The organism is Pseudoxanthomonas sp. LH2527, assembly GCF_022539275.1.
GTDB lineage: Bacteria > Pseudomonadota > Gammaproteobacteria > Xanthomonadales > Xanthomonadaceae > Pseudoxanthomonas_A.
In genome coordinates, this window is sequence record NZ_JAKZBW010000024.1 from 24,428 (window position 1) to 47,404 (window position 22,977).

The following is a 22,977-nucleotide window of genomic DNA, read 5'->3' on the forward strand; positions in this document are numbered from 1 at the left end:
ATCATGAGCAAGCCCCTGCAGGGTGAAATCGCGCTGGTCACCGGCGCCAGCCGCGGCATTGGCGCCGCCATCGCCGATGAGCTGGCCGCCCAGGGCGCGACGGTGATCGGTACCGCGACCAGCGCTTCCGGTGCACAGGCCATCGGCGAGCGGCTGGCCGCCGCGGGCGGCCACGGCCGCGAACTGAATGTCACCGATTCGGCCGCGGTCGATGCGCTGATCGATGGCATCGCCAAGGAATTCGGCGCCATCTCGATCCTGGTCAACAATGCCGGCATCACCCGCGACAACCTGCTGATGCGGATGAAGGACGAGGACTGGCAGGCCATCCTCGACACCAACCTCACCAGCGTCTACCGCACGTCCAAGGCGGTCATGCGCGGCATGATGAAGGCGCGCAAGGGCCGCATCATCAACATCGCCTCGGTGATCGGCGTCACCGGCAATGCGGGGCAGGCCAACTACGCCGCCGCCAAGGCCGGCATCATCGCGTTCTCCAAGTCGCTGGCGAAGGAAATCGGCAGCCGGGGCGTGACCGTCAACGTGGTCGCCCCGGGCTTCATCGCCACCGACATGACCAAGGACCTGCCCGAAGAGACCAAGAAGGCGCTCGGCGAACAGATCGCGCTGGGCCGCCTGGGCGAGCCGGCCGATATCGCGAACGCGGTGGCCTTCCTCGCCGGCCCCGCTGCCGGCTACATCACCGGCGAAACCCTGCACGTCAACGGCGGCATGTACATGCCCTAAAGAATTAGCTGTAAGTGGTTGATTCGGTGGCGTTTGGCGATACCTGCCCGCCGTCGCCGGTTTCCACTACACTATCCCCGGTTTGCCTTCGCCCCGCGTCGGCAGAATCCAACAAGTCACCCATCTCCGTCTGGAGCGAATCCATGAGCAGCATCGAAGAACGCGTCAAGAAAATCGTCGTCGAACAACTCGGCGTGAAAGAAGAAGAAGTCACCACCAGCGCATCGTTCGTCGATGACCTGGGCGCCGACTCGCTGGACACCGTTGAACTGGTGATGGCGCTGGAAGAAGAGTTCGAATGCGAAATTCCGGACGAGGAAGCCGAGAAGATCACTTCGGTGCAGCAGGCCATCGACTACGTCAAGGCGCACGTCAAGGCGTAACGGCGGCAGTTGCAGCAAACCGTGTCGGGGCCGCGCATGCGGCCCCGCGCGTATCCGGCCCGCCTGCGCCCGCGCACCGCGGGCAGGGCCGCCAAGATCCACGAGGAATCCGATATGAGCCAGCGTCGTCGCGTCGTCATCACCGGCATGGGCCTGGTGTCCCCCCTGGGCAATGACATGGCCAGCAGCTGGGACGGCATCGTCAACGGTCGGTCGGGCCTGGGTCCGATCACCACCTTCGATACCGAGGGCTACAGCACCAAGATCGCGGGCGAGATCCGCGGTTTCGATCCCACCGCCTTCGTACCGCCGAAGGACGTGAAGAAGATGGATTCGTTCATCCACTACGGCTTGGCCGCGTCGCTGATGGCGATGGACGACGCCGGGCTGGAAGTGACCGAAGCCAATGCCGAGCGCATCGGCGCCATCATCGGCGCAGGCATCGGCGGCATCCTCGGCATCGAGGAGACCGCGGTGAAGCTGCACGAAGGCGGTCCGCGCAAGATTTCCCCGTTCTACATCCCCAGCACCATCATCAACATGCTGCCGGGCCACCTGAGCATCATGAAGGGCCTGAAAGGCCCCGGCTATTCGGCGGTGTCGGCCTGCGCCACCTCGAACCACTCGATCGGCATCGCCATGCGCAGCATCCAGTACGGCGACGCCGACGTGATGGTCGCCGGTGGCGCCGAGCGCGGGTCGTCGCCGACGTCGGTGGGCGGCTTCTGCGCGATGAAAGCCATGTCCACCCGCAACGACGATCCGGCGCGCGCCTCGCGTCCCTGGGACAAGGACCGCGACGGTTTCGTGCTGGGCGACGGTGCCGGCATCCTGGTGCTGGAAGAGTACGAGCACGCCAAGGCGCGTGGCGCGCGCATCTACTGCGAACTGGCCGGCTTCGGCGCATCGCAGGACGCATACCACATGACCGCGCCCAGCGAGAACGGCGAAGGCCCGTCGCGCTGCATGCTGTCCGCGCTGAAGGACGCCGGTCTGAATGCGGACCAGGTGGAATACCTCAACGCGCACGGCACCTCCACGCCGCTGGGCGACCTGGCCGAAACGCTGGCGATGAAGCGCGCGCTCGGCGACCACGCATACAAGATCATGGTCAGCTCTACCAAGTCGATGACCGGCCACCTGCTGGGTGCGGCGGGCGGCGCGGAGGCGATCTTCTCCGTGCTGGCCATCCATCACGGCATCATTCCGCCGACCATCAACCTGGACGAACCGGGCGAAGGCTGCGATCTGGACTACGTGCCGCACACGGCGCGCGAGAAGAAGATCGATGTGGCCGTCTCCAACGGCTTCGGCTTCGGTGGCACCAACGGCACGCTGGTGTTCAAGCGGATCTGACGATGCATCCTTCTCCTTCGGGAGAAGGTGGCGCGTAGCGCCGGATGAGGATGCGGCGGAATCATCGGCCCCTGAACCATTGCATCTTCTCCGCACTCTCACCCCACCCCCTCTCCCGGTGGGAGAGGGGCCAGGAACACCATGATCGAAACCCGCGCGCTTCCTCCCGATACCGACCTGCTGGCCCTGCATCGGCAGGATCCGCAGCGCTATCCGGTGCTGCATCGGTGGCACCGACGGCACGCGGGTGTTCAAGCGGATCTGACGATGCATCCTTCTCCCTTCGGGAGAAGGTGGCGCGTAGCGCCGGATGAGGGTGCGGCGGAATCATCGGTCCCTGAACCATTGCATCTTCTCCGCACCCTCACCCCAACCCCTCTCCCGGCGGGAGAGGGGCCAGGAACACCATGATCGAAACCCGCGCGCTTCCTCCCGATACCGACCTGCTGGCCCTGCACCGGCAGGATCCGCAGCGCTATCCGGTGCTGCTGGAATCGGTCGCGTCGGGGACCGCGCAAGGCCGGTGGGATTTCCTGCTGGTCGCCGACGGCACCGGCATTCGTCTGGATGCCGATGGCATCACACGCGATCTGCGCGGCAACGTGGAGCCCGGCGATTTCCTCGCCGTGCTCGACCGCCACTGGCAGGCGCAGCGCATCACGCGCGAGGAGCCGCGCTGGCCGTTCCGCGGTGGCTGGGCCCTGCTGTTGGCCTACGAGCTGGCGCAGCAGGTGGAACCGGTGTTGCAGCTGCCCCGCGGGTCGGCGGCGCACCCCGTCGCGCTCGCATTGCGCTGTCCCGCCGCGGTACTGCGCGACCGCAGCACGGGCGATTGCGTGATCGTGGCGGAAGCGGGGCAGGGCGCGCTGATCGTGCGCACCGCGGCCGATGTCGCACGCGTCGCCGACATGCCACCGCTGCCCGCCTGGCAACCGCCTGCGCGCATCGACGAAGACGCGCCGCAGCGCTTCACCGACGGCGTCGAGCGCATCCTCGACTACCTGCGTGCCGGCGACATCTTCCAGGTGAACCTGTCGCGCGCGTGGCAGGCGCGGTTCGACGCGCCGCTGGATCCGGCCGCGCTGTACGCACGCCTGCGCACGGCCAATCCCGCGCCGTTCGCGGGCCTGTTCGCCACGCCGGACTGGACGGTGGTGAGTTCGTCACCGGAACGGCTGGTGTCGGTGCGCGGCGAGGTGGTCGAAACCCGCCCCATCGCCGGCACGCGCCCGCGCTTCGAGGGCGATGACGATGCCGCCCGCATCCGCGAACTGGTCGGTCATCCGAAGGAGCGCGCCGAGCACGTCATGCTGATCGACCTGGAGCGCAATGACCTGGGCCGCGTCTGCACGCCCGGCAGCGTGCAGGTGGACGAACTGATGACGGTCGAGAGTTACGCGCACGTACACCATATCGTCAGCAACGTGCGCGGCCATCTGCGCAGCGATGCGACCCCGGGCGAGGTGATCCGCGCCACGTTCCCCGGCGGCACCATCACCGGCTGTCCGAAGGTGCGCTGCATGCAGATCATCGCCGAGCTGGAACAGGTGCCGCGCGGCGCCTACACCGGCGCCTTCGGCTGGCTCAACCGCGACGGCGACCTGGACCTGAACATCCTGATCCGCAGCGCCGAGGTCGTGGCCGACGGCGCCGGCAGCGTGGCCCGCTTCCGCACCGGGGCCGGGATCGTCGCCGATTCGATCCCCGACAAGGAACTGGACGAGACCCGCGCCAAGGCCCGCGGCGTGCTGCGGGCGCTGGAAGGCTGAGGCCCCGCCTGGAACGGCGTCCAGCCGCCGTCACGGGTTTGCAAGCGCCTTCGAGCAGCGGTTTGACACGGATAAAGGCGAAAAAAGCGGATCGCACACAGAAGCTCCGTGCGCGCTACATGTCTGATCTGCGTTGATCTGCCGTGATCCGTGTCTTGGGATTTTTTTTGACCGCACCGCTGCCGCTGAATCCGCTCCTGGCGAGGGTGGCTCCTTCGGGGCGCAGGTTGGGGCGTGCGTCCGCCGGGAGGTCAGGCGCGCGCCTACAGCCTGAGACGGCGACCGGGTATCCTGCACGGCCTGCTTCAAGCACCGAGGACTACGTGGCGTCAGCTCTCAAGCGCGGTTGCCGCTTCATCGTCATCACCTTCTTCCTGCTGCTGGCCCTGGCGGCCGGCGCGGCGTTCTGGCTGTGGCAGGGCCATCGCGGGTTCGCGGACATGCCGATCGGCGGCGTGGCGGCCGACGCCACCGTCGAGGTGGTGAGTGGCGATGCCTTCCCGACCGTGCTGCGCAAGCTGCGCGAGACGGGCGTGTCGCACGGCACCGACCTGCAATGGCGCCTGCTGGCCCGCCAGACCGGTACCGCCAGCCAGCTCAAGGTAGGCGAGTACGCGCTGGATCCTGCCCTGACCCCGCGCGAATTGCTGCAGCGCATGCGCGAGGGCCGCACGCTGCAGTACCGCTTCACCATCGTCGAAGGCTGGAACATCCGCCAGCTGCGAGCTGCCTTGCGCAACGCCACGCCGCTGCAGCAGAAGACCGCCGATCTCAGCGATGTGGAACTGATGGCGGCGCTCGGCCATGCCGGACAGCATCCGGAAGGCCGCTTCCTGCCCGAGACCTACGTCTACACGCGCAGCGAAACCGACCTGGACGTGCTCAAGCGCGCCTACGCGGCGATGGAGAAGGCGGTCGATGCCGCCTGGCAGGCGCGTGCGCAGGACATTCCGCTGCAATCGGCTGAAGAGGCGCTGATCCTGGCGTCGATCATCGAGAAGGAAACCGGGATCGCCGAAGAACGTCCGGCCATTGCCGGCGTGTTCGCGCGGCGCCTGAAGATCGGCATGCCGCTGCAGACCGATCCCACCGTCATCTACGGCATCGGCAGCAGCTACGACGGCAACATCCGCCGTCGCGACCTGACCACCGACACGCCCTACAACACCTACACCCGCCGCGGCCTGACGCCGACCCCCATCGCCATGCCCGGCGTGGACGCGCTGAAGGCGGCGGTGAATCCGGCCGACGGCACCGCGCTGTACTTCGTCGCAGTGGGCGATGGCAGCGGACGGCACATCTTCTCGACCACGCTGGCCGAGCACAACGCGGCGGTGGCGCGTTACCTGGTCACGCGCCGCGAGACGCTGCGCAAGGCGGAAGCGCCATGAGCGAAGCCCTGCTGTCGCAGCCGCGCCTGATCACCCTGGAAGGCGGCGAAGGTGCGGGCAAGACCAGCGCCCTCGCCGCCATCCGCGACCGCCTGCTGGCCGCGGGCCACGAGGTGGTGCTGACCCGCGAGCCCGGTGGCACGCCGCTGGCCGAGCGCATCCGCGAGCTGCTGCTGGGCGCACAGGACGAGCCGCTCGCCGCCGAGAGCGAGCTGCTGCTGATGTTCGCCTCGCGCGCGCAGCATGTGCGCGAAGTGGTGCGTCCTGCGCTGCGGCGCGGTGCGTTCGTCATCAGCGACCGCTTCACCGATTCCAGCTATGCCTACCAGGGCGCCGGCCGCGGACTGGATCCCGAGTGGATCGCCGCGCTGGAGCGCCGTGCGGTCGGCCTGAAGCCCGGTCTGACCTTGCTGCTCGATCTCGACGTGCGCGAAGGGCGCGCGCGGACTGCCGGCCGCGACCTGTGGCCGGACCGCATTGAAAGCGAGCAGGACGATTTCTTCGAGCGCGTGCGTGCCGGTTTCCGTGCGCGCGCCGCCGCCGAACCGCAGCGCTTCCGCGTGATCGATGCCGCGCAGCCGCCCGCGGACGTGGGCGCGGCGGTCGACACGGCGATCAGCGCCTACCTGCGCACGCTGACCGACAGCGACCTGGCATGAGCACCGTGTTCTCGCCCTGGCAGCAGCGCGCCTATGACCACGCGGTCGCGGCGCTGGCGTCGGGTCGCCTTGGCCACGGCCTGCTGGTCTGCGGTCCTGCCGGTCTCGGCAAGCGTGCCGTGCTGGATCGCCTGGCGCGACGCGTGCTGGCGCAGCAGCGCGACGCGGACGGCGAACCGGCGCCCGGCGACCGCAGCACGCGACTGATCGATGCGGGCACGCATCCGGACCTGCAGGTCATCTCGTTCGTCGCCACCAAGGACGGCAGCAAGCTGCGCACCGAGATCGTCATCGACCAGATCCGCGAGGTCTCGCAGAAGCTGGCGTTGACGCCGCAGTACGGCGGTGCGCAGGTCGCCTTGATCGACCCGGCCGATGCGATCAACCGCTCGGCCTGCAACGCCTTGCTGAAGACGCTGGAAGAACCCGCGCCGGACCGCTACCTCTGGCTGGTCAGCGCGCAGCCTGCGCGCCTGCCCGCCACCATCCGCAGCCGTTGCCAGCGCATCGAGTTCCGCCTGCCGCCGCGCGACGAAGCACTGGCCTGGCTGCAGGCGCAGGGCTATGCCGCCGCCGATGCATCACGCGCGCTGGAGGCCGCACGCGGTCATCCCGGGCTGGCGGACGACTGGCTGCGCAACGACGGACTCGCCTTGCGCGAAGCCGTGGCACGTGATTTGCAGCGTTTGGAGAAGGGCGAGATCGGCGTCGTCGAGACCGCGCAGCGCTGGGCCAACGACGAACTGGCCGATGCGCGCCTGCGCCATGCGGCGGACCTCGCGCTGGCGCAGGCCGGCACCGTTGGCTTGACCGATCCAGCCCGATTGAACAAGCTGGCTACCTGGTTCGACGCCGCCAACCGCACCCGCGACCTGTTGCGGACCACGGTACGCGGCGACCTGGCCATGGTGGAACTGCTGCTGGCCTGGGCCGGCAGCGATCGCGGACGCGCTGTCGGGGCGCGCCGATGACCGAAACACGGAGACGGGAATGAATGCAGCAGGTGGACGGCAGGGCATCCTGTCGCTGGCAGTGAAGGACAAGGCCGCGCTGTACAACGCCTACATGCCGTTCGTGAAAGGCGGCGGCATCTTCGTGCCCACGCCGAAGCGCTATTTCCTGGGCGATGAAGTGTTCCTGCTGCTCACCCTGCCCGAATCCAGCGACCGCCTGCCGGTGGCCGGCAAGGTGGTGTGGGTGACGCCGGTCGGCGCGCAGGGCAACCGCGCCGCCGGCATCGGCGTGCAGTTCGCCGACAATGGCGAAGGCGAAGCCATCAAGAACCGCATCGAAACCATGCTGGCCGGCAGCCTCGGCGGCGAGAAGCCCACGCATACGATGTGAGGCACGCGACGGCCGCAGGCCGCGCCCGTCCGACGTCCCGGCCTTGCTGCCGGCGGCCGTCCCCATGAAACGACTGCAGCCCGGCGTGCCGGGCCTGTTCGTGTCGGCGGTGTTCGTCACCGCCGAACCGCGGGTACTGGTGCATTCCAATTCTCCGAGCCATGCCGGATCGTTCCCGCGGCGCATGCACGTGGAAGCAGCCGGCAAGCGGACGGTGCAGGGCTACGGCGTGGCACGGGTGCTGTTCGGCCTCGGCCTCGCGGCGGTGTCGCTGTATACCCCGCGCACGTAGCGGTCATCCTCGCCGGCGAGGCGAGGCCACCCGTTGTCGGGCGCTACGCCGTCAGACGGCGTGGACCTGCGCCAACTGCGATCCTGCATGCTGGTACGACAGCAGCGTCTTGATCAGGAATTCCACCTGCGTGGTCACGCGCGCGTCCACCTTCATCACCGGCGCCTGGTAGCCGCTGGCATTGAGTGCGTCGCGGAACGTGGTGAGCTGGAAGTCCGGCGCCAGGTCGCTCTTGGTGACGCCGACCACGAAGCTGGCGTCCGGCGCGAGCACGCCGAAGTCCTTCAGCAGTTCCGCCGTGCTGTCGACCGCATCGTCCTGGCAGGCGTTGACCAGCACGATGATGCCGATCGCACCCGTGCACACCATCGGCCACATGAAGTTCAGGTACTTCTGGCCGGGCACGCCGTAGACATGCAGCAGTTCGCCTTCGTCCAGGTCCACGCTGCTGTAGTCGAGCGCCACGGTGGTCAGCGACTTTTCCTCGGTGGCGTCGCTGCTCAACGGCATGTCGGTGCTCACCGGTTCGGTGTCAGAGATCGCCCGGATCGCGGTGGTCTTGCCCGCTCCCATGCCGCCGACGAAGACCAGCTTGTTGCCGTAGTTATCCATGAGCCTTTCCAAACAGTTTCAGGCCGAAGCGCTTTGCCATTTTCAGCAGGGTGCCGGCGTGACGCGTGGCGGAGGCGCGAACGCCGGTGGGGGGATCGGACAACGATGCTTCCAGGCCGCTCAGGCGCACCCGTGCCATGACCCGCTGGACATCGTCCATCGGCGCCGCCGTGGCGGCCGCCAGTGCCTCCGCACGCCAGGAGCGGCTGGCCATGTAAGCCAGCACCAGCGGCCAGGAGGCAGGCGTCGCGCCCGCATCGAGATCCGGCCAGGTACGCAGGCGCGACGTGTCGGCCATGCGCGGCAGGTCCTCGTCCTGGGCGTCGAGCGGCAGGCGCCACCACAGGGTTTCGATGGCGTAGCTGCGGGTGACATCGGGCTGGTACACCGACTGCCATTCCCTGTCCGATACCTCGGTGACCCGCCAGTCGGGCTTGAACGCGCGCTCCAGCAATTCCTCCAGCGGCATCCGGCGCAGCATGTGCAGTTGTCCGCTGCGGGTGTCGCTGACCACCCGGAACAGGCCCAGTTCAAGCAGCACCCGGGTATCGCGGCGGCGATCCAGGCGCAGCTGTTCGAGCATCGGATAGGGCAGCGGTGCGTCCCAGGCCGTTGCCGTTTCAGGCGCGGCGGTGGGGCCGTCCTGCAGGCTCGCCTTGAGGGCGTCGACGAATTCGCGGACGGTCGCCAGCCGCGGCAGCACCGGCATGGCAGCGGACGCGTGCGGCGCGCCATTCAAGCGGATCGAGGGGACACGGTCCTGCTGCGCCGACTGGATCGCATGGCGACCCGCGTAGCTGGTTTCGTCGGCCACCAGCAGCGTCGCCGGTTCGGCGCCCCATTCGATGAGGCGGACAGTGAGGCGGTCGGCCGCCAGCAGCGAGCACGCCATCTTCAGGCGTGTGGCAGGCAACAACTCCAGGCCGGCCATCGCGACGGTGACATCGGAGGGAGAGGAGGGCAGCATCGGGAAGACAGGGGGAGGGGGTGCAGCGGGTGTGCGACAAGCCTGTCCACCGGCCGCCATGGCGACCGGTGGGGGGCGGAGGATCAGCTGAAATCCAGCGTCTTCTCGAAGCTCTTCAGTTCGTGGCGGGCCATCGCCAGGTTGGCGCGCGCGCGGTCCAGCACCACGTAGAGGAACAGCGTGGGGTTGCTCTCCAGCGGACGGATGATGTGGTACTGCTTGCTCAGCGAGATCAGGATGTCCTCGATGGTGTCGTCCAGCGCCAGCTGTTCGGCGACGCGACGCTTGCTGCGCACGACATCGCTGTTGCCGGCGGCAGCGACGTCCAGATTGAGATTGCCGCCGCCGAGCGTGGCCATCGCCATGCCGCTGTCGCTGTCCACGAGGGCAACGCCCACGAAACCGGCGATCTGGCTCAGGCCTTCAAGATTCAACTTCGACATCGTTCTTCTTTCCTTGGGGTAAATGAAGGGACCTCCCGGCACACCGGAAGGGTCGTGCGGATGAAGCGAATCAGTTCGGCAGCAGGGCCGAGATGCGGGTGGCGCATTCGCGCGCGGCGAACAGCAGGGTGGCCACGTTGGTGTCGAAGGTGCCGAGCGCGGCCAGCGTCATCGGCTTGGCGTGGTCCATGCGGATCAGCACCATGTTGCCCTGGCGGGTGGCGATGGTCGCGTAGTCGGCCGAGGCCAGGCCGAGCTCCTTGGCCACGGTTTCGCCCAGAGTGAGGAACGAGTTGGTCATCGCGGCCAGCCGGCGCGGGTCGCTTCCGCGCTCATCGAGCTCGGCCAGGGCCCTGCCGTCGGCGGTGGTCAGCAGCAGCATCGAAATGCCGGGGGTACGTTCCTTGGCACGACGGAACTCCTGCAGCAGCACGTCCTTGTCGACCGGCGGCACTTCGCGGCTTCTGTCACCCATGACGCTGAGAACCTTCTCTACGGTGGCGGTGTGCAAGGCGTACTCTCCTGTTGGCTCCTGCTCGAGCAGGAACCGTGCCAAAGAATCGTGGTTACGTAACGGCCTGTCAGGCGGATGCAACAGTGATGAGTCGCGGACAGGAATGACGCTATGCGTCACATATCGTAGTGAAATTCCCATTTCACGACAACGCAGGTCACTTTATTAATGTGACACGAGGCGCCTCCCCTTGGGCGCTGCGCGCGGCGCCGGGGCGCGCCATCGGGGTCACCGGTGGCCATGGGGCACGCAGGTGCCGCCGCCACTGTCAGGCCACTTTCAAGGCGGACAGCCCGACCCCGCTGACACGACGGGTCGGCCCGGCTGTCCCGCGCGTGCCGCATCGCGGCCGTCAGGGACGGGGCAGGGCGCCGCTCCGGGCCCGCCGCAGGTAGCGGATCGCGGCGTTCTCCCATTGCCGCGGTCCGCTGGCGCCGCGCGCGGCACGCTGCAGCAGGCCGGCTTCCCAGCCGGCGAAGACGCGCGGGTCCACGTAGTTTTTCTCGCAGATGCGCGGGGTGTTGCCCAGCAGGTCGGCGGCGGCGCGCAGCACCGCCAGCTTCACCTGCGTGCGTTGCGCGTCGTCGCCTTCGGCGGGAGGCGCCGCGCCGGCCAGCGTGCGGAAGGCGAGCAGGGTGGCCCCGAATGTGCGGAAGTCCTTCGCGGTATACGGGCCTTGCATGTGCTGCTGCAGGTACGCGTTGACGTCGCCGGAGGTGATGCGGTGGACGGTCCCGTCCTCGCGGTACTGGAACAGCGCCTGTCCGGGCAGTTGCCGGCACTGGCGCACCAGCCGCACCAGGCGCGCGTCGGACACGCGGGATTCGAGCGCCTTGCCGCCCTTGCCGCGGAAGGCGAAGCGCACCTCGCTGCCGGCCACGAAGCGCGCATGCACGTTGCGCAGCGTGGTCAGGCCGTACGAGCCGTTCTCCTTCTGGTAGCTCGCATTGCCGACGCGCAGCAGCGTGTGGCCGAGCAGCGCCACCACCATCGCGACCACCTTCGGGCGCGGGAAGCCGGGCAAGGCGAGGTCGGCGCGCACCTGCCGGCGCAGGCGGGGCAGGGCTTCGGCGAAGGCGATCAGGCGGTCGTACTTGCGGGCGCCGCGCTCGGCCTGCCACGCGGTGTGGTAGCGGTACTGCTTGCGACCGCGCGCATCGCGACCGGTGGCCTGCAGGTGGCCGCGTGCGTCGGCGCAGATCCACACGTCGGTGTAGGCCGGCGGAATGGCCAGTTGGCGGATGCGGGCAAGGGTGGTCGCGTTGCGGACGGGCCGGCCGCGCGCATCGAGGTAGGCGAAGCCGCGTCCGCGACGCTGCCGGCGCAGGCCGGGCATCGCATCGGAGGTGTAGTGCAGGCCGGCCAAGGCGACTCAGAAGGCATCGACGTATTCGATCACCAGCCCGTAGCGGGCGGCGATATCGTCGGCGGCCTCGCGCACGCTGTCGGTACGCGCCGAGGCGGCTTCCACTTCCACGGCAAGGACATCGCCGCCGGGCATGGCATCGGACAGGCCGGCGGAACTGGAATCGTCGTCGTCCATGTGCGGCATCAGGTCGGCGACCTCCTCCACGTGCTCCACGCCGTCCACCCCGTGCAGGGCCGCCAGCAGGGCGTCGAATCCGCTGCGCGGGCCGGTGGCCCGCAGTCTGATCATCGTCATCGTGTTCCTCCGCGCTTCGCGCGCATGTCGTCGAGGCGACGCTAGAGCGCGCGGAGTCACGCGGCCGTGAAGCCGGTCCGTCTGCGGCAGTGATGTGTTCAGGATGCGGCGTCGGCGCACGCGATCTTCTCGACGCGGCGCTACCATTGCGCCGGGGTGTCGGACTCCGGGGACGCGGGGATGGAGAAAATGCAGGGAATCACGTCGATGCGGCGCGCGGTCGTGCTGCTGTGGCTGCTCCTCCTGTGCGCACCGCTGCAGGCGCAGGCCCTGTCCGGCATCCGCGTGCTGCCGCACGTGGGGACCGAGTATTCGTTCACCGGATGGACGCACGAAGGCGAGGCGCCGGCATCGCTGGAAGTGCCGCTGGACCTGGGCGACGAGGTCTACGGGGCAACGCTGCAACTGCAGCCGGCCGTGGCGGGCGAACACTGGCGCGTGCGCGTGCAGTACGAAACCAGCCTGGGCCTGAGTGCGGAAGGTCCGCACCTGGACCTGACCGACTGGAAGCATTGCCGCTCCGACTGGCAGACCGCCACGGCGCTGGACGCGGTGTCGTTCGTGCTGCCGACGCCGTCAGCGCAGCAGCACGCCTGCTTCCCCGATTACACGCGAGCGGAACTGGACGCGGCGGTGCGTGCGCACACGGCGGCGCAAGGGGACGCGGCGCAGGCCGACGCATGGATTCCGCGCATCGGCCAGGGTGACGCGCTGGGCACGGTGTTGCCGTTCGTGGCGATCAGCGCGGTACGTGTACGGGTGGAGGTGTTGCGGCAGGGATCGTGGGTGGTGGTGTCGACGGTGACGTTCCTGCCGCCGATGGGATGTTGAAGAGGCTGCGGCTGCGGATGACGCGCGTATTGACGGCTCGGATACGAATGTTCTTCGCCCGTTCCCGTGCCGGTGCACAATGCACCATTGAACAGATCGGGATGTCGCATGGAGATTGAAGACCTTTTGAGTGCCGCCCTGCGCGAAGCCGGTTACGGGCAGGACGCCATCGGCTCGGCCATGCCGAGGATCCTGCGCATCCTGGAGGCCGAAGACGTGCGCATCGCCCTGGGCCGCGCCCTGTCGCGCAAGGAGCGCGAATACGTGCGCCTGCAGCTCGAACTGGGGCTGAGCGTGTCGGAAGTCGTCGCGGGCCTGACCAAGTAAGCCGGCGCGATGCGCGGAAGCGGTTCGCGCCGTTCCACCCGCATCCGTCCGCCGCACGTCGATGGACTGGCGGCCAGCACACTGCAGTTGCCGCCCGGCGCCTGGCCGACGGTGCTGGACGGCCTGTGCGCGCGGTTTCCGTCGGTCCCCCGCGCGCAATGGATCGAGCGGATGGCGCGCGGCCGGGTCGTGGACGGCGCCGGACATGCGGTGACGCCCGCATCGCCGTATCGCGTCGGGCTGGACATCCATTACTTCCGCGAAGTCATGGACGAACCACGGATTCCGTTCGAGGAAACCATCCTCCACCTGGATGCCGACCTGCTGGTGGCCGACAAGCCGCATTTTTTGCCGGTGACGCCGACGGGCGTCCACGTCCATGAAACCCTGCTGGGGCGGTTGATCCGCCGCACCGGCAACCCGGTGTTGGCGCCGCTGCACCGGATCGATCGGGAGACCGCCGGACTGGTGATGTTCTCGACCAACCCCGACAGCCGCGCGCACTACCAGGCGCTGTTCCACGAGCGGCGGATCGAAAAGCGCTACCAGGCGACGGCGCCGGCGCTGCCGCACCTCGTGTTCCCCTGCGCTCGCACCAGCCGGATCGTCGCCGGCGAACCGTTCTTCCGCATGCAGGAAGTCGAAGGGGTGGCGAACAGCGAAACCCGGATCGATGTCATCGCGCGCGTCGGCGATCGCTGGCGCTATGCGCTGACGCCGGTCAGCGGCCGCAAGCACCAGCTGCGCGTGCACATGGCGGCATTGGGCGCGCCGATCGCCGGTGATCCGTTGTATCCGTCGTTGCGTCATCGCGCTGCCGGCGACCATGCGGCGCCCTTGCAGCTGCTGGCCGAGCGGCTTGCGTTCGTCGATCCCGTCCGTGGTATCGAGCGCTGTTTCACCAGCGGCTTTGCGCTTGACGCCTGACTGCCCTCGTCACCGCCCCGCGGCGCTCGCGCGTTCGTTGCCCAGCCAGGGCAGGGCGAACAGGTAAAGCCCGGTGATCAACTGCAGGAACAACGGCGGCAGGGGCGAGTACGTCACCCATGCCGGCGGTTCGCCCGCCACCGCCGCGCGCCAGGCGAAGTTGAGCACGACAGTCAGGGTGAACACGATGGACAGCCCGCGATGGCTCCGGCGGGAAAGACGCGCGATGCTCACGGCCTCTCCTTGTGCTGGCCTTCGATCATCTTCCAGCCGTTGCCGGACGGATCGCGGAAGCCCGCGTCGACCTGGCCGTAGCGGCCGATGGGCGCCTGGATGAACTCGACGCCGTTCGCGCTCAGCGCTTCGTAGGCGGCCTTGCAGTCCTTCACCGTCAGCACCAGCGGCGGCATCGCGCCCTTGGCGACCAGACTGTCCAGCGCGGTGGTGGTGGCGGCGTCGTGCATGGGCGGGCCTGGCTTGAACAGACCGAGCTGCACCGAGGGCTGTTCGGGATGCTGCACCGTCAGCCAGCGGTAGTCGCCGTTGCGCACGTCCGCCTGCACACGGAAGCCGAGCTTGTCCACGTAGAACGCCAGCGCCTCGTCCTGGTCGCGGACGTACACGCCGATCACATCGATGCCCTGGATCATGGGATCTCCTTCGTTGGTGGCGCCACCGTAGCCGCGGCGGCCTGCCTGCGCTTCTCCAAAACTGCGGTCTTCAGGTCCGGACGTTCGGCTGCGCGCAGCACGCACTCGGGGATGGCGCCGGCCAGGGTGGCGGATGCGCGTGCGCGCTGGCGGCACGCGCGCGGGCTTTCACCGGTGATGTCGCGGAAGATGCGGCCGAAGGTGCCGATGCTGGTCCAGCCGGTCTTCAGGGCGATGTCGATGACCGGTGCGTCGGTATCGCGCAGCAGGGACGCCGCGCGTTCGATGCGCCGCGTCAGCAGGTAGCGGTGCGGGGGCAGGCCGAAGGCCTGCTTGAACGAACGCGCGAAGTGCGCGGGCGAGACGGCGCTGACCTCCGCCAGCCGCTCGACCGGCCACGGCTGGTCGGGGAAGGCATCCATCCGGTCCCTGGCGCGCAACAGCCGGCGCAGCAGTTCTGGGCTCTGGGTCACGGGCAACATGCTCCTGCGGGTCGTCACGAGGCGAGGGTGGTCAGACGTGATGGCTGCGCATAGTCTGCCCGCTCCTCGTGGTCGCTCGAAGCGGTCGGCGGTCGCCATAATGGGCGCCGCGGCAGGACCCGGCCGTGATGGAGATTCCGCATGATCCGCTGCACGATCCTCCTGTTTGCAGGGCTGCTGACGCTGGCGGTGTCGACGGCCCGCGCAGCGCCTCCCGCGGCCGCGTCCCATCCCGCGGCGACTCCGCTGGAACACCTGCCGGCCTTGAAGGGCGACTACTTTCCGCTGACCGATCCGGGTTCCGGTCGCGTGCACCACGTCTACGTCCGCTATCCGGAGGGCTACGACGCCCGGTCGGCCACGCGCTACCCGGTGGTGTACGTGCTGGACGGCGACAGCCTGTTTCCGCTGCTGGCGCCGACGCACCTGTTCCTGCATTACGACGAGCGATTGCCGGAAGCGATCATCGTCGGCATCGCCTACGGTGGTTTTGATCCGGCCATCAACAAGCGCCATGTCGATTTCACTGCGCCGGGCAGCGACACCGCCGCAGAGCAGGGTGGAGCGCCGGGCTTCCTCGCGTTCCTGCGCGCGCAGCTGGTGCCCGAAGTCGAGCGTCGCTATGCCGCCGACCCCACGCGGCGCGTGCTGGTGGGACAGTCGCGCGCCGGCTACTTCGTGCTGTGGTCCGCATTGCAGGATCCGGACCTGTTCTGGGGACGGATCGCCAGCAATCCTTCACCCGGGCCGGCGCGCGACGCGCTGTTTGTCGCAGCGCGCCCGCATACGCGCACCGACCTGCGCGTGGCGGTCGCCAGCGGCACGCGCGACACCGCCGAGCGCCAGCGCATCGCGCGCGACTGGACCACGCACTGGTCCGCAGCGTCGATGGATGCGCCATGGCAGGTGACCCTGCTGATGCTCCAGGACGGCACCCATGCGGCGACGATCGGGGAAACCTACCGGCGCGCAATGCTGTGGCTGTTCCGCGAGGACATCCCTACGCCGTGACCGCGATGCCCCGGCGTGGCGCAGCGCGTCATGCAGGCGTGCCGCGGTCGCGATGCGGAGGCATCGCCGGGCGCGATCCGTAACCGGCTTCACAGAACCGCACCGATCGTCGGAAATCGACGTCTCGTGTCACACGATGGGCATCCAGGCGGCTTAGGCTCGCCGCATGGACACCTTGGCTGACATCCGGGCCATCCTGGCCGCCGCCGGACAGCGCATCGAACGCGGTGCGCTGCGCGAGGACCCGCGCGAGTTCATGGACGCCTTGTGGCGGCAGGTCTACGACCGCGCGCCCGACGACCTGCAGCCCTACGTCTGGGCACGGCTGACCGACTTCTCCGCGCAGCTCGGCGTGATGGCCGACCTCGCCGCCGAGCGCAGCCCGGTGCGCGCGCCGCCGGACGTGTTCGCACGACGCTAGCGCGCGGTCCTGCGCGACCTTGGCAGGGCATCGTGAGGGTGCGCTGACCTCTTCGCGCGCGCGTCTGCGTTGTCTTGTGCATGGAAACAGGCAAGACTTACGGCATGAAAGCCGGTATCACTGTCCGCCCCGCACGTCCCTCCGAAGCCGCCGCCCTGTCCGCGATGATGCGGCGCACCTTCCTGGCCACCAACGGCCACTGCAGCACGCCCGAGAACGTGGCCGCGCACGTGGCGGCGATGTATTCGCCCGAACGCCAGGCCGAAGAGATCCGCGACCCCGATACGCTGACCCTGATCGTCGAGCAGGACGGCGTTTGGGCCGGCTATGCGCAACTGCGCTGGGCCACGGTGCCGCCGACCGAAGTCGTGCTGCGGCCCACGGTGGAACTGGCGCGCATCTATCTGGACGAGGCCTTCCACGGCAAGGGCATCGCCGCCGTGCTGGTCTCGCACCTGCTGGCCGCGGCCAAGCTGCGCGGCTCGCGTTCGGCATGGCTCACCGTCTGGCAGGAAGCCCCGCAGGCGATCCGCTTCTGGCGCAAGCACGGGTTCCAGAGCGTCGGTCGCTCGATCTTCTACATCGGCGACGATCCGAAGGAAGACTGGGTCATGACGCAGGCATTGCCGGAGGGCTGACGCCCGCGCACAGGCGCGGGGCGCGGGAAAAAGAAGGCCGCTCTGAGAGCGGCCTTTTTCGTGCGCGGGTCACACCGTCGGCTGTCGGAGCACCGGGTTGTCCCAGCCGGGACGCGGCGCGAAGCGGTCGCCGTGGCGGGCCTGCAGCGACTTCAGTTTCTCCAGCAGCACGTCGGGACCGACCGCCTTGACGTGTTCGATCGGGCCGCCGCGGAACGGGGCGAAGCCGGTACCGAAGATCACGCCGGCATCCAGCAGGTCGGCATCGGCCACCACGCCATCGTGCAGGCAGGCCACGGCTTCGTTGAGCAGCGGCAGGATCAGGCGGTCCTCCAGGTCGTCCGGCGCCTTGTAGTCCTGCGGGACCTGCGGTTTCACCGCCTTGCCGTTTTCCCACTTGTACAGGCCCTGGCCGTCCTTCTTGCCGCGCTTGCCGGGTTCCACCGTCGCCAGCGCCGCCGGCAACGTCAGGCCCAGGAAGGGCGAGAGTTCCGCGCCCACGCCCTGCGCCACGTCCAGGCCGACGGTGTCGATCAGCTCGATGGGACCCATCGGCATGCCGAACTTCACTGCTGCCTTGTCGATCACCGGGCCGGGAATGCCTTCGGCGTAGGCGGTCGCCGCTTCCAGCATGTACGGGAACAGCACGCGGTTGACCAGGAAGCCCGGCGTGCCGGCGACCGGCACCGGGAACTTGTCCAGCGCCTTGCAGAACGCAGCCAGGCGCTTGACGTTGGCCTCGTCCAGCGCGTCGTGCTGCACGATCTCCACCAGCGGCATCATCGCCACCGGGTTGAAGTAGTGCAGGCCGGCGAACTGCGCCGGACGCTGGATGTGCTCGCGCAGCTCGGTCAGCGGGATCGAGGAGGTGTTGGTGGTCAGCAAGGCATCGGCCTTCAGGCGCGGCTCGACGGTCTGGTAGAGGTCGCGCTTGGCCTCGGGGTTCTCGATGATCGCCTCGATCACCAGGTCGGCCTGCGGCACGCCGTCGCCGGCCAGGTCGCCCTTCAGGCGCGCGGCCACGGCTGGACGCTTGCTCTCGTCCCTAACTTTCTTGGCGAACAGCTCCTGCGCGCGCGTCAGGGCGCCATCGATGAAGCGCTGCTCGCGGTCCTGCAGGGTGACGTTGAAGCCCTTGTAGGCCGACCACGCCGCGATGTCGCCACCCATCACGCCGGCACCGACGACGTGCACGTTCGCGATGCCGTGGTCTTTCCCACCCAGGCCCTTGAGACGTTCGGTGAGGAAGAAGATGCGGATCAGGTTGCGCGCGGTCGGCGTGCCGGCCAGCTTCACCACCGCCCTGCGCTCGGCGTCCAGGCGGGCCTGGATGCCCTTGCCGCCGGCGATCTTCCACACGTTGATGAGCGCATACGGCGCGGGGTAGTGCGCCTTCGGTGCCTTGCGCGCGACCTGCTTGGTCATCTGCGGCGCCAGGATCTGGCGGGCGAGCCAGCTGTTGCTGATCCAGCCGGTGAAGCGCTGCTTGAACGCGCGCTGCGGCCGCGCGCCGATCAGTGCGACGGCGGCGTCGACCAGCACGGCCGGTTCCACCACCTTGTCCACCAGGCCCATCGCCTTGGCCGAACTCGCCGACAGCGTGCGGCCGGTGAGCATCATGTCCATCGCCTTCGGCGAGCCCACCAGCCGCGGCAGGCGCGCGCTGCCGCCCCAGCCGGGGAAGATGCCCAGCTTCACCTCGGGCAGGCCGATCCGCGTGGACGGATCGCTGCTGGCCACGCGGTAATCGCAGGCCAGCGAGATCTCGGTGCCGCCGCCCATGCAGAAGCCGTGGATCGCGGACACCGTGGGGCAGGGCAGCTCGGCCAGTTTCTGGAACACGCTCTGGCCACGCCGGATGGCGTCGTTGACGGTGCCCTTGCGGTCGAATTCCTGGAACTCCTTCAGGTCCGCGCCGGCGATGAAGCCGCTGCTCTTGGCCGAGCGCAGCACCACGCCCTTCGGTGGATCGATGGACAGGCGCTCGATGATGTCGGCCAGTTCGATCAGCACATCCTGCGAGAACGCGTTGACGCTGGCGCCCTGACGGTCGAAGGCCAGCACGACGATACCGTCGTCGCGCAGCTCGGTCTGCCAATGACTGAATCGCAGCCCATCGAAGTTCGTGGCCATGCAGGGGACCATCCGTTCACGTATGGATAAGGCCGCTATCATCCCGAGGTTGTTTCATCCCCGTCAAATCCACATATCCGGGTGAACGTCGTCACGGGCGTGACCGGCAGCAGGGGATGTTCCCGCTGCGCCGGTTAAATTCTTGATAGGGCAACGGTTTGGACAAGGCGTTGAACTTTCCTCCGCTAGCGCGGTCACAGGGCCCGGCCAACGCCGAGCCGACAGGAGTGCGGCCCGGCATGGCCGAAGTTGATCCAACCCAGGAGCTGGACCTCGAGCTGGTCAGGCGCGTGCAACGCGGCGACAGCGCGGCCTTCGACCTGCTGGTGCGCAAGTACCAGCATCGCGTGGTGGCGCTGATCGGGCGTTACATCCATGACTGGAGCGAGTGCCAGGACGTGGCCCAGGAAACCTTCCTGCGCGCATACCGCGCGCTGGGCAATTTCCGGGGCGATTCCCAGTTCTATACGTGGCTGCACCGTATCGCCGTGAATACCGCCAAGAACCACCTGGTCGCGCACAACCGGCGTCCGCCCACCGCGGACGTCGACGCCGCCGACGCCGAGCAGTACGACATCGGCGCGCGGCTGCGCGACACCGACACCCCCGAGCGCGAACTGATGCGCCAGGAAATGGAGGCGACGGTGATGCGCGCGGTGGACGGCCTGCCCGAGGAACTGCGGACCGCGATCACCTTGCGCGAGGTCGAAGGCCTCAGCTACGAGGAGATCGCGCAGAAGATGGACTGCCCGATCGGCACCGTGCGTTCGCGCATCTTCCGTGCGCGCGAAGCCATCGACGAACAACTGCGTCCCTTGCTGGACACCGACAGTGCAACCCGGGAGCGTGCCCGCTCATGACCGCCCGCAACGAGACACCGACCATCGACAAGCTCGACATCCATCACCGCCAGCAGCTGTCCGCCCTGGTGGACGGCGAACTGGCCGCCGACGAAGCGCGCTTCCTGCTACGCCGCCTGCAGCATGACCACGAACTGGCCGGTCGCTGGGAGCGTTGGCAGCTGTGCGGTGACGTGCTGCGCGGAAAGGGCCATGCCCCCGCACCCGCCGGTTTCGCCGAGCGCGTGGCGCAGGCGATCGCGGCCGAATCGTCGGCCCCTGCTGCGAGCTCGGCGCCGCACGCGCAGGCCACGCGTCCGCGCAACCTGCTTGCCCGCTGGGGCGGCGGTGCGCTGGCGGCCTCGGTGGCGTTGGTGGCCTTGTTCATGGCGCGCCAGCAATCGCCGCAGGACATGCCGGTGGGCGAGGGCACGCAGATGGCGTCGACCCAGGCGACATCGCCCGAGGTGAGGCCGGAAGCGCCGCCCGCGCCGGCCCCTGACGCCGAAGCCTATGCCGCCGCGGCGGTGGCCGTGGCGGCGAGCGTGCCGCGCCGGCAGGAGGCGGCACGCCGCAGTGCGACCCGCAGCCAGCAGGCGGCGCGCAGTGCGCAACGTGTGGCCCGTGCCGACGTCCCCGCGCGGGCGAACGGCACGGCGCAAGGCGCGCCACGGGGTGTGGATGCCACGACGCTGGTGGCTGCCGCGCCGGTGCCGGCGGCGGCGTCCAATCCGTTCTCGCATCGCCCGCAGGAGGCCGGTGTCGTGGCATCACGCCCCTGGCCACGCTCCGCACTGTCGGCCTATCCGTCGGCCAGCGGCAGCCTGGCCACCGGCTACAGCGCGGATTCGGCGGCGCGGACGTTCTATCCGTTCGAGCCCCGTCTGCCTTCCAGCGCGCCGATCGCGGCGCCGGTCGACGCCCCGCGCGACTGACCTCCGCGCGTCCGGCCCCGGTGCGGACGCGCGCGACTTCCTTGTTCCTTTTCTGATCGAGGCATGCATTCGATGACTCCCCACGTCCGTCACCCCCTGTTGGCCCTGCTGATGCTCACCACGCCGCTGGCCGCCTGCGCGCAGCAGGCCGACGCGCCCGCGCCCGTGGCGTCCGCCGCTCCCGCCGTGGCGCAATCGACCGCGCCGCAACTGGTCACCGGACTGCCCGATTTCACCCAGCTGGTGGAACAGGTCGGCCCGGGCGTGGTGAACGTGGAGGCGACCGTCGGCTCGCGCCGCAGCGCGCAGGCCGATGAAGAGGTCGAGATTCCCGAAATCTTCCGCCGCATGCTGCCGCCGGGCTTCCAGATGCCGGGTCCCGGCCAGCAGGGCCCGCAGCGTCGCGGTACCTCGATGGGCTCGGGCTTCATCATTTCCGCCGACGGCTACGTACTGACCAATCATCACGTCGTCGACGGTGCCGACGAGGTCAAGGTGACCCTGCCGGACCGCCGCGAGCTGACCGCCAAGGTGGTCGGCAGCGACCAGCAGTACGACGTGGCGCTGCTGAAGGTGGACGCCAAGGGGCTGCCGACCGTGCGCATCGGCAACTCGACCACGCTCAAGCCGGGCCAGTGGGTGGTGGCGATCGGGTCGCCGCTGGGGCTCGACCATTCCGTCACGGCAGGCATCGTCAGTGCCGTCGGTCGCAGCGCGTCCCCCGAACAGCGCTACGTGCCGTTCATCCAGACCGACGTGGCGATCAACCAGGGCAATTCCGGCGGTCCGCTCCTCAACACGCGCGGCGAAGTGGTCGGCATCAATTCGCAGATCTTCTCGGTGTCCGGCGGGTACATGGGCATCAGCTTCGCGATCCCGATCGACCTGGCGATGGGGGCTGTGGAGCAGCTCAAGACCACCGGCAAGGTCAGTCGTGGGCAGCTGGGCGTGCAGGTGGGCGCGGTGACCTCCGATGCTGTCAAGGGCTTTGGGCTTCCCGACAACCGGGGTGCGCTGGTCAACGACGTGGTGGTCGGCAGTCCTGCGGCGAAGGCCGGCATCGGTCCCGGGGACGTCATCCGCTCGGTCAATGGTCGCGCGATCAACGATTCGAGCGATTTGCCGCCGATCATCGGTGCGATGGCGCCCGGGACCAAGGTCACCCTGAGTGTGCTGCGCGATGGCAAGCCGCGTGACCTGACGGTGACGCTCAGTGAACTGGACGAAGGTGAGGCGGGTGCGAGCGTCGCTCCGGCCTCGCCCGACAGCCCGGCCGCTCCGGCCGGGCGCAACGCGCTGGGCATCCAGACCCAGTCGCTGGACGCGAGCGCCCGCAGGCAACTGGGTGTGGAGGGAACCGACGGCGTCCTGGTGGCGCGCGTGGACAGCGCCGCTGCCCGGGAGGCGGGTCTGGCGCCGGGCATGGTGATCCTGCAGGTAGGCCGCACCAAGGTCGACAGCCCCGCGGCGCTGGACCGGGAGCTGGCGGCCGCCAAGCCGGGAGATACGGTGATGCTGCTTGTGCGTCATCGGGGCGTGACCCGCTTCATTGCGGTGACGGTTGAAAAAGGCTGAACCACCTCGCGATCTTGAGTGACCCCCGTCGCCCCGCCTGAGCGGGGCGACGGCGTTTCCCGGTCCGG

28 protein-coding genes are annotated in these 22,977 nt (G+C 68.7%); 18 read left to right on the forward strand and 10 right to left on the reverse strand.

Features of this window, described 5'->3' with window-relative positions:
• Nucleotides 1-3: 3 nt before the first annotated feature.
• The 9 genes from fabG to MMG85_RS13425 all read left to right on the forward strand — a co-directional run bounded on the left by fabG (nucleotide 4) and on the right by MMG85_RS13425 (nucleotide 7,941).
• Complete coding sequence (gene fabG, locus MMG85_RS13385; protein WP_241046493.1) at nucleotides 4-747, forward strand: 3-oxoacyl-ACP reductase FabG; 744 nt, start codon at nucleotides 4-6, stop codon at nucleotides 745-747.
• Between the two features lie 143 nt (nucleotides 748-890).
• Complete coding sequence (acpP, locus tag MMG85_RS13390; RefSeq protein WP_014161144.1) at nucleotides 891-1,130, forward strand: acyl carrier protein; 240 nt, start codon at nucleotides 891-893, stop codon at nucleotides 1,128-1,130.
• Nucleotides 1,131-1,244: 114 nt separating this feature from the next.
• Nucleotides 1,245-2,486: a beta-ketoacyl-ACP synthase II gene (gene fabF, locus MMG85_RS13395; RefSeq protein WP_082563279.1), complete on the forward strand. Its 1,242-nt coding sequence runs from the start codon at nucleotides 1,245-1,247 to the stop codon at nucleotides 2,484-2,486.
• A 407-nt stretch (nucleotides 2,487-2,893) separates the two neighbouring features.
• Nucleotides 2,894-4,255: an aminodeoxychorismate synthase component I gene (locus tag MMG85_RS13400; RefSeq protein WP_241046494.1), complete on the forward strand. Its 1,362-nt coding sequence runs from the start codon at nucleotides 2,894-2,896 to the stop codon at nucleotides 4,253-4,255.
• Between the two features lie 323 nt (nucleotides 4,256-4,578).
• A complete protein-coding gene (mltG, locus tag MMG85_RS13405; protein ID WP_241046495.1) occupies nucleotides 4,579-5,646 on the forward strand; it encodes an endolytic transglycosylase MltG in 1,068 nt (355 codons plus the stop codon).
• Nucleotides 5,643-6,305: a dTMP kinase gene (gene tmk, locus MMG85_RS13410; RefSeq protein WP_241046496.1), complete on the forward strand. Its 663-nt coding sequence runs from the start codon at nucleotides 5,643-5,645 to the stop codon at nucleotides 6,303-6,305. The genes mltG and tmk overlap by 4 nt, the downstream gene beginning before the upstream one ends.
• The gene (locus MMG85_RS13415) at nucleotides 6,302-7,276 is read left to right on the forward strand and encodes a DNA polymerase III subunit delta' (RefSeq protein ID WP_241046497.1); all 975 of its coding nucleotides are present in this window, start codon (nucleotides 6,302-6,304) and stop codon (nucleotides 7,274-7,276) included. The genes tmk and MMG85_RS13415 overlap by 4 nt, the downstream gene beginning before the upstream one ends.
• A gap of 19 nt (nucleotides 7,277-7,295) precedes the next feature.
• Complete coding sequence (locus MMG85_RS13420) at nucleotides 7,296-7,649, forward strand: PilZ domain-containing protein (RefSeq protein ID WP_055942136.1); 354 nt, start codon at nucleotides 7,296-7,298, stop codon at nucleotides 7,647-7,649.
• 64 nt (nucleotides 7,650-7,713) lie between these two features.
• A complete protein-coding gene (locus tag MMG85_RS13425; protein WP_241046498.1) occupies nucleotides 7,714-7,941 on the forward strand; it encodes a hypothetical protein in 228 nt (75 codons plus the stop codon).
• A gap of 51 nt (nucleotides 7,942-7,992) precedes the next feature.
• Here MMG85_RS13425 and MMG85_RS13430 read toward each other — a convergent pair whose 3' ends face one another.
• The 6 genes from MMG85_RS13430 to MMG85_RS13455 form a co-directional block, all read right to left on the reverse strand.
• On the reverse strand, nucleotides 7,993-8,553 hold the full coding sequence (locus MMG85_RS13430; RefSeq protein ID WP_241046499.1) for an ATP/GTP-binding protein: 561 nt from the start codon (nucleotides 8,551-8,553) through the stop codon (nucleotides 7,993-7,995).
• Nucleotides 8,546-9,520 carry a hypothetical protein gene (locus tag MMG85_RS13435; protein ID WP_241046500.1) on the reverse strand — a complete coding sequence of 325 codons (975 nt, stop codon included), beginning with the start codon at nucleotides 9,518-9,520 and terminating at the stop codon, nucleotides 8,546-8,548. Before MMG85_RS13435 ends, MMG85_RS13430 begins: the two co-directional genes overlap by 8 nt.
• 83 nt (nucleotides 9,521-9,603) lie before the next feature.
• A complete protein-coding gene (locus tag MMG85_RS13440) occupies nucleotides 9,604-9,963 on the reverse strand; it encodes a roadblock/LC7 domain-containing protein (RefSeq protein ID WP_241046501.1) in 360 nt (119 codons plus the stop codon).
• Between the two features lie 70 nt (nucleotides 9,964-10,033).
• Nucleotides 10,034-10,438 (reverse strand): roadblock/LC7 domain-containing protein, encoded by a 405-nt coding sequence (locus MMG85_RS13445; RefSeq protein ID WP_241046502.1) that lies wholly within the window; start codon nucleotides 10,436-10,438, stop codon nucleotides 10,034-10,036.
• Between the two features lie 391 nt (nucleotides 10,439-10,829).
• Nucleotides 10,830-11,843 carry a DNA topoisomerase IB gene (locus MMG85_RS13450; RefSeq protein WP_241046503.1) on the reverse strand — a complete coding sequence of 338 codons (1,014 nt, stop codon included), beginning with the start codon at nucleotides 11,841-11,843 and terminating at the stop codon, nucleotides 10,830-10,832.
• A gap of 6 nt (nucleotides 11,844-11,849) precedes the next feature.
• Nucleotides 11,850-12,140, reverse strand: a complete 291-nt coding sequence (locus MMG85_RS13455; protein WP_241046504.1) for a hypothetical protein — start codon at nucleotides 12,138-12,140, stop codon at nucleotides 11,850-11,852.
• Between the two features lie 189 nt (nucleotides 12,141-12,329).
• On the opposite strand from MMG85_RS13455, the gene MMG85_RS13460 reads away from it, so the two are divergent.
• The 3 genes from MMG85_RS13460 to MMG85_RS13470 all read left to right on the forward strand — a co-directional run bounded on the left by MMG85_RS13460 (nucleotide 12,330) and on the right by MMG85_RS13470 (nucleotide 14,225).
• Nucleotides 12,330-12,971 (forward strand): hypothetical protein, encoded by a 642-nt coding sequence (locus MMG85_RS13460; protein ID WP_241046505.1) that lies wholly within the window; start codon nucleotides 12,330-12,332, stop codon nucleotides 12,969-12,971.
• A gap of 108 nt (nucleotides 12,972-13,079) precedes the next feature.
• Nucleotides 13,080-13,298 (forward strand): hypothetical protein, encoded by a 219-nt coding sequence (locus tag MMG85_RS13465; protein WP_055942148.1) that lies wholly within the window; start codon nucleotides 13,080-13,082, stop codon nucleotides 13,296-13,298.
• Between the two features lie 9 nt (nucleotides 13,299-13,307).
• Nucleotides 13,308-14,225 carry a pseudouridine synthase gene (locus MMG85_RS13470; RefSeq protein ID WP_241046506.1) on the forward strand — a complete coding sequence of 306 codons (918 nt, stop codon included), beginning with the start codon at nucleotides 13,308-13,310 and terminating at the stop codon, nucleotides 14,223-14,225.
• Between the two features lie 9 nt (nucleotides 14,226-14,234).
• Here MMG85_RS13470 and MMG85_RS13475 read toward each other — a convergent pair whose 3' ends face one another.
• From MMG85_RS13475 to MMG85_RS13485, 3 genes are read right to left on the reverse strand one after another with little or no spacing between them, the layout of a single operon-like run.
• Nucleotides 14,235-14,459: a hypothetical protein gene (locus tag MMG85_RS13475; protein WP_241046507.1), complete on the reverse strand. Its 225-nt coding sequence runs from the start codon at nucleotides 14,457-14,459 to the stop codon at nucleotides 14,235-14,237.
• Nucleotides 14,456-14,875: a VOC family protein gene (locus tag MMG85_RS13480; RefSeq protein WP_241046508.1), complete on the reverse strand. Its 420-nt coding sequence runs from the start codon at nucleotides 14,873-14,875 to the stop codon at nucleotides 14,456-14,458. The genes MMG85_RS13475 and MMG85_RS13480 overlap by 4 nt, the downstream gene beginning before the upstream one ends.
• Nucleotides 14,872-15,348 carry a helix-turn-helix transcriptional regulator gene (locus MMG85_RS13485; RefSeq protein WP_241046509.1) on the reverse strand — a complete coding sequence of 159 codons (477 nt, stop codon included), beginning with the start codon at nucleotides 15,346-15,348 and terminating at the stop codon, nucleotides 14,872-14,874. Before MMG85_RS13485 ends, MMG85_RS13480 begins: the two co-directional genes overlap by 4 nt.
• Nucleotides 15,349-15,498: 150 nt before the next feature.
• Here MMG85_RS13485 and MMG85_RS13490 point away from each other — a divergent pair, with 150 nt between their 5' ends.
• From MMG85_RS13490 to MMG85_RS13500, 3 genes are all read left to right on the forward strand, one after another.
• Nucleotides 15,499-16,368 carry an alpha/beta hydrolase-fold protein gene (locus MMG85_RS13490; protein ID WP_241046510.1) on the forward strand — a complete coding sequence of 290 codons (870 nt, stop codon included), beginning with the start codon at nucleotides 15,499-15,501 and terminating at the stop codon, nucleotides 16,366-16,368.
• A 166-nt stretch (nucleotides 16,369-16,534) separates the two neighbouring features.
• Nucleotides 16,535-16,789 (forward strand): hypothetical protein, encoded by a 255-nt coding sequence (locus tag MMG85_RS13495; RefSeq protein ID WP_241046511.1) that lies wholly within the window; start codon nucleotides 16,535-16,537, stop codon nucleotides 16,787-16,789.
• Nucleotides 16,790-16,893: 104 nt separating this feature from the next.
• Nucleotides 16,894-17,427, forward strand: coding sequence for a GNAT family N-acetyltransferase (locus tag MMG85_RS13500; RefSeq protein WP_055942158.1), 534 nt, complete (start codon nucleotides 16,894-16,896; stop codon nucleotides 17,425-17,427).
• Between the two features lie 69 nt (nucleotides 17,428-17,496).
• Here MMG85_RS13500 and MMG85_RS13505 read toward each other — a convergent pair whose 3' ends face one another.
• Nucleotides 17,497-19,560, reverse strand: coding sequence for a 3-hydroxyacyl-CoA dehydrogenase NAD-binding domain-containing protein (locus MMG85_RS13505; RefSeq protein WP_241046512.1), 2,064 nt, complete (start codon nucleotides 19,558-19,560; stop codon nucleotides 17,497-17,499).
• Between the two features lie 239 nt (nucleotides 19,561-19,799).
• On the opposite strand from MMG85_RS13505, the gene rpoE reads away from it, so the two are divergent.
• From rpoE to MMG85_RS13520, 3 genes are all read left to right on the forward strand, one after another.
• A complete protein-coding gene (gene rpoE, locus MMG85_RS13510; RefSeq protein ID WP_055942165.1) occupies nucleotides 19,800-20,420 on the forward strand; it encodes an RNA polymerase sigma factor RpoE in 621 nt (206 codons plus the stop codon).
• On the forward strand, nucleotides 20,417-21,334 hold the full coding sequence (locus tag MMG85_RS13515; protein ID WP_241046513.1) for a sigma-E factor negative regulatory protein: 918 nt from the start codon (nucleotides 20,417-20,419) through the stop codon (nucleotides 21,332-21,334). Before rpoE ends, MMG85_RS13515 begins: the two co-directional genes overlap by 4 nt.
• Nucleotides 21,335-21,406: 72 nt before the next feature.
• Nucleotides 21,407-22,909, forward strand: a complete 1,503-nt coding sequence (locus tag MMG85_RS13520; RefSeq protein WP_241046514.1) for a DegQ family serine endoprotease — start codon at nucleotides 21,407-21,409, stop codon at nucleotides 22,907-22,909.
• The last annotated feature ends 68 nt before the right edge of the window (nucleotides 22,910-22,977 follow it).

Excerpts from the sequence above, each read along its gene's own strand:
- fabG (WP_241046493.1), top strand. The coding sequence starts at position 4 with ATGAGCAAGCCCCTGCAGGGTGAAATCGCGCTGGTCACCGGCGCCAGC.
- acpP (WP_014161144.1), top strand. The coding sequence starts at position 891 with ATGAGCAGCATCGAAGAACGCGTCAAGAAAATCGTCGTCGAACAACTC.
- fabF (WP_082563279.1), top strand. The coding sequence starts at position 1,245 with ATGAGCCAGCGTCGTCGCGTCGTCATCACCGGCATGGGCCTGGTGTCC.
- MMG85_RS13400 (WP_241046494.1), top strand. The coding sequence starts at position 2,894 with ATGATCGAAACCCGCGCGCTTCCTCCCGATACCGACCTGCTGGCCCTG.
- tmk (WP_241046496.1), top strand. The coding sequence starts at position 5,643 with ATGAGCGAAGCCCTGCTGTCGCAGCCGCGCCTGATCACCCTGGAAGGC.
- MMG85_RS13415 (WP_241046497.1), top strand. The coding sequence starts at position 6,302 with ATGAGCACCGTGTTCTCGCCCTGGCAGCAGCGCGCCTATGACCACGCG.
- MMG85_RS13420 (WP_055942136.1), top strand. The coding sequence starts at position 7,296 with ATGAATGCAGCAGGTGGACGGCAGGGCATCCTGTCGCTGGCAGTGAAG.
- MMG85_RS13425 (WP_241046498.1), top strand. The coding sequence starts at position 7,714 with ATGAAACGACTGCAGCCCGGCGTGCCGGGCCTGTTCGTGTCGGCGGTG.
- MMG85_RS13430 (WP_241046499.1), bottom strand. The coding sequence starts at position 8,553 with ATGGATAACTACGGCAACAAGCTGGTCTTCGTCGGCGGCATGGGAGCG.
- MMG85_RS13435 (WP_241046500.1), bottom strand. The coding sequence starts at position 9,520 with ATGCTGCCCTCCTCTCCCTCCGATGTCACCGTCGCGATGGCCGGCCTG.
- MMG85_RS13440 (WP_241046501.1), bottom strand. The coding sequence starts at position 9,963 with ATGTCGAAGTTGAATCTTGAAGGCCTGAGCCAGATCGCCGGTTTCGTG.
- MMG85_RS13445 (WP_241046502.1), bottom strand. The coding sequence starts at position 10,438 with ATGGGTGACAGAAGCCGCGAAGTGCCGCCGGTCGACAAGGACGTGCTG.
- MMG85_RS13455 (WP_241046504.1), bottom strand. The coding sequence starts at position 12,140 with ATGACGATGATCAGACTGCGGGCCACCGGCCCGCGCAGCGGATTCGAC.
- MMG85_RS13460 (WP_241046505.1), top strand. The coding sequence starts at position 12,330 with ATGCAGGGAATCACGTCGATGCGGCGCGCGGTCGTGCTGCTGTGGCTG.
- MMG85_RS13465 (WP_055942148.1), top strand. The coding sequence starts at position 13,080 with ATGGAGATTGAAGACCTTTTGAGTGCCGCCCTGCGCGAAGCCGGTTAC.
- MMG85_RS13470 (WP_241046506.1), top strand. The coding sequence starts at position 13,308 with ATGCGCGGAAGCGGTTCGCGCCGTTCCACCCGCATCCGTCCGCCGCAC.
- MMG85_RS13480 (WP_241046508.1), bottom strand. The coding sequence starts at position 14,875 with ATGATCCAGGGCATCGATGTGATCGGCGTGTACGTCCGCGACCAGGAC.
- MMG85_RS13490 (WP_241046510.1), top strand. The coding sequence starts at position 15,499 with ATGATCCGCTGCACGATCCTCCTGTTTGCAGGGCTGCTGACGCTGGCG.
- MMG85_RS13495 (WP_241046511.1), top strand. The coding sequence starts at position 16,535 with ATGGACACCTTGGCTGACATCCGGGCCATCCTGGCCGCCGCCGGACAG.
- MMG85_RS13500 (WP_055942158.1), top strand. The coding sequence starts at position 16,894 with ATGAAAGCCGGTATCACTGTCCGCCCCGCACGTCCCTCCGAAGCCGCC.
- MMG85_RS13505 (WP_241046512.1), bottom strand. The coding sequence starts at position 19,560 with ATGGCCACGAACTTCGATGGGCTGCGATTCAGTCATTGGCAGACCGAG.
- rpoE (WP_055942165.1), top strand. The coding sequence starts at position 19,800 with ATGGCCGAAGTTGATCCAACCCAGGAGCTGGACCTCGAGCTGGTCAGG.
- MMG85_RS13515 (WP_241046513.1), top strand. The coding sequence starts at position 20,417 with ATGACCGCCCGCAACGAGACACCGACCATCGACAAGCTCGACATCCAT.
- MMG85_RS13520 (WP_241046514.1), top strand. The coding sequence starts at position 21,407 with ATGACTCCCCACGTCCGTCACCCCCTGTTGGCCCTGCTGATGCTCACC.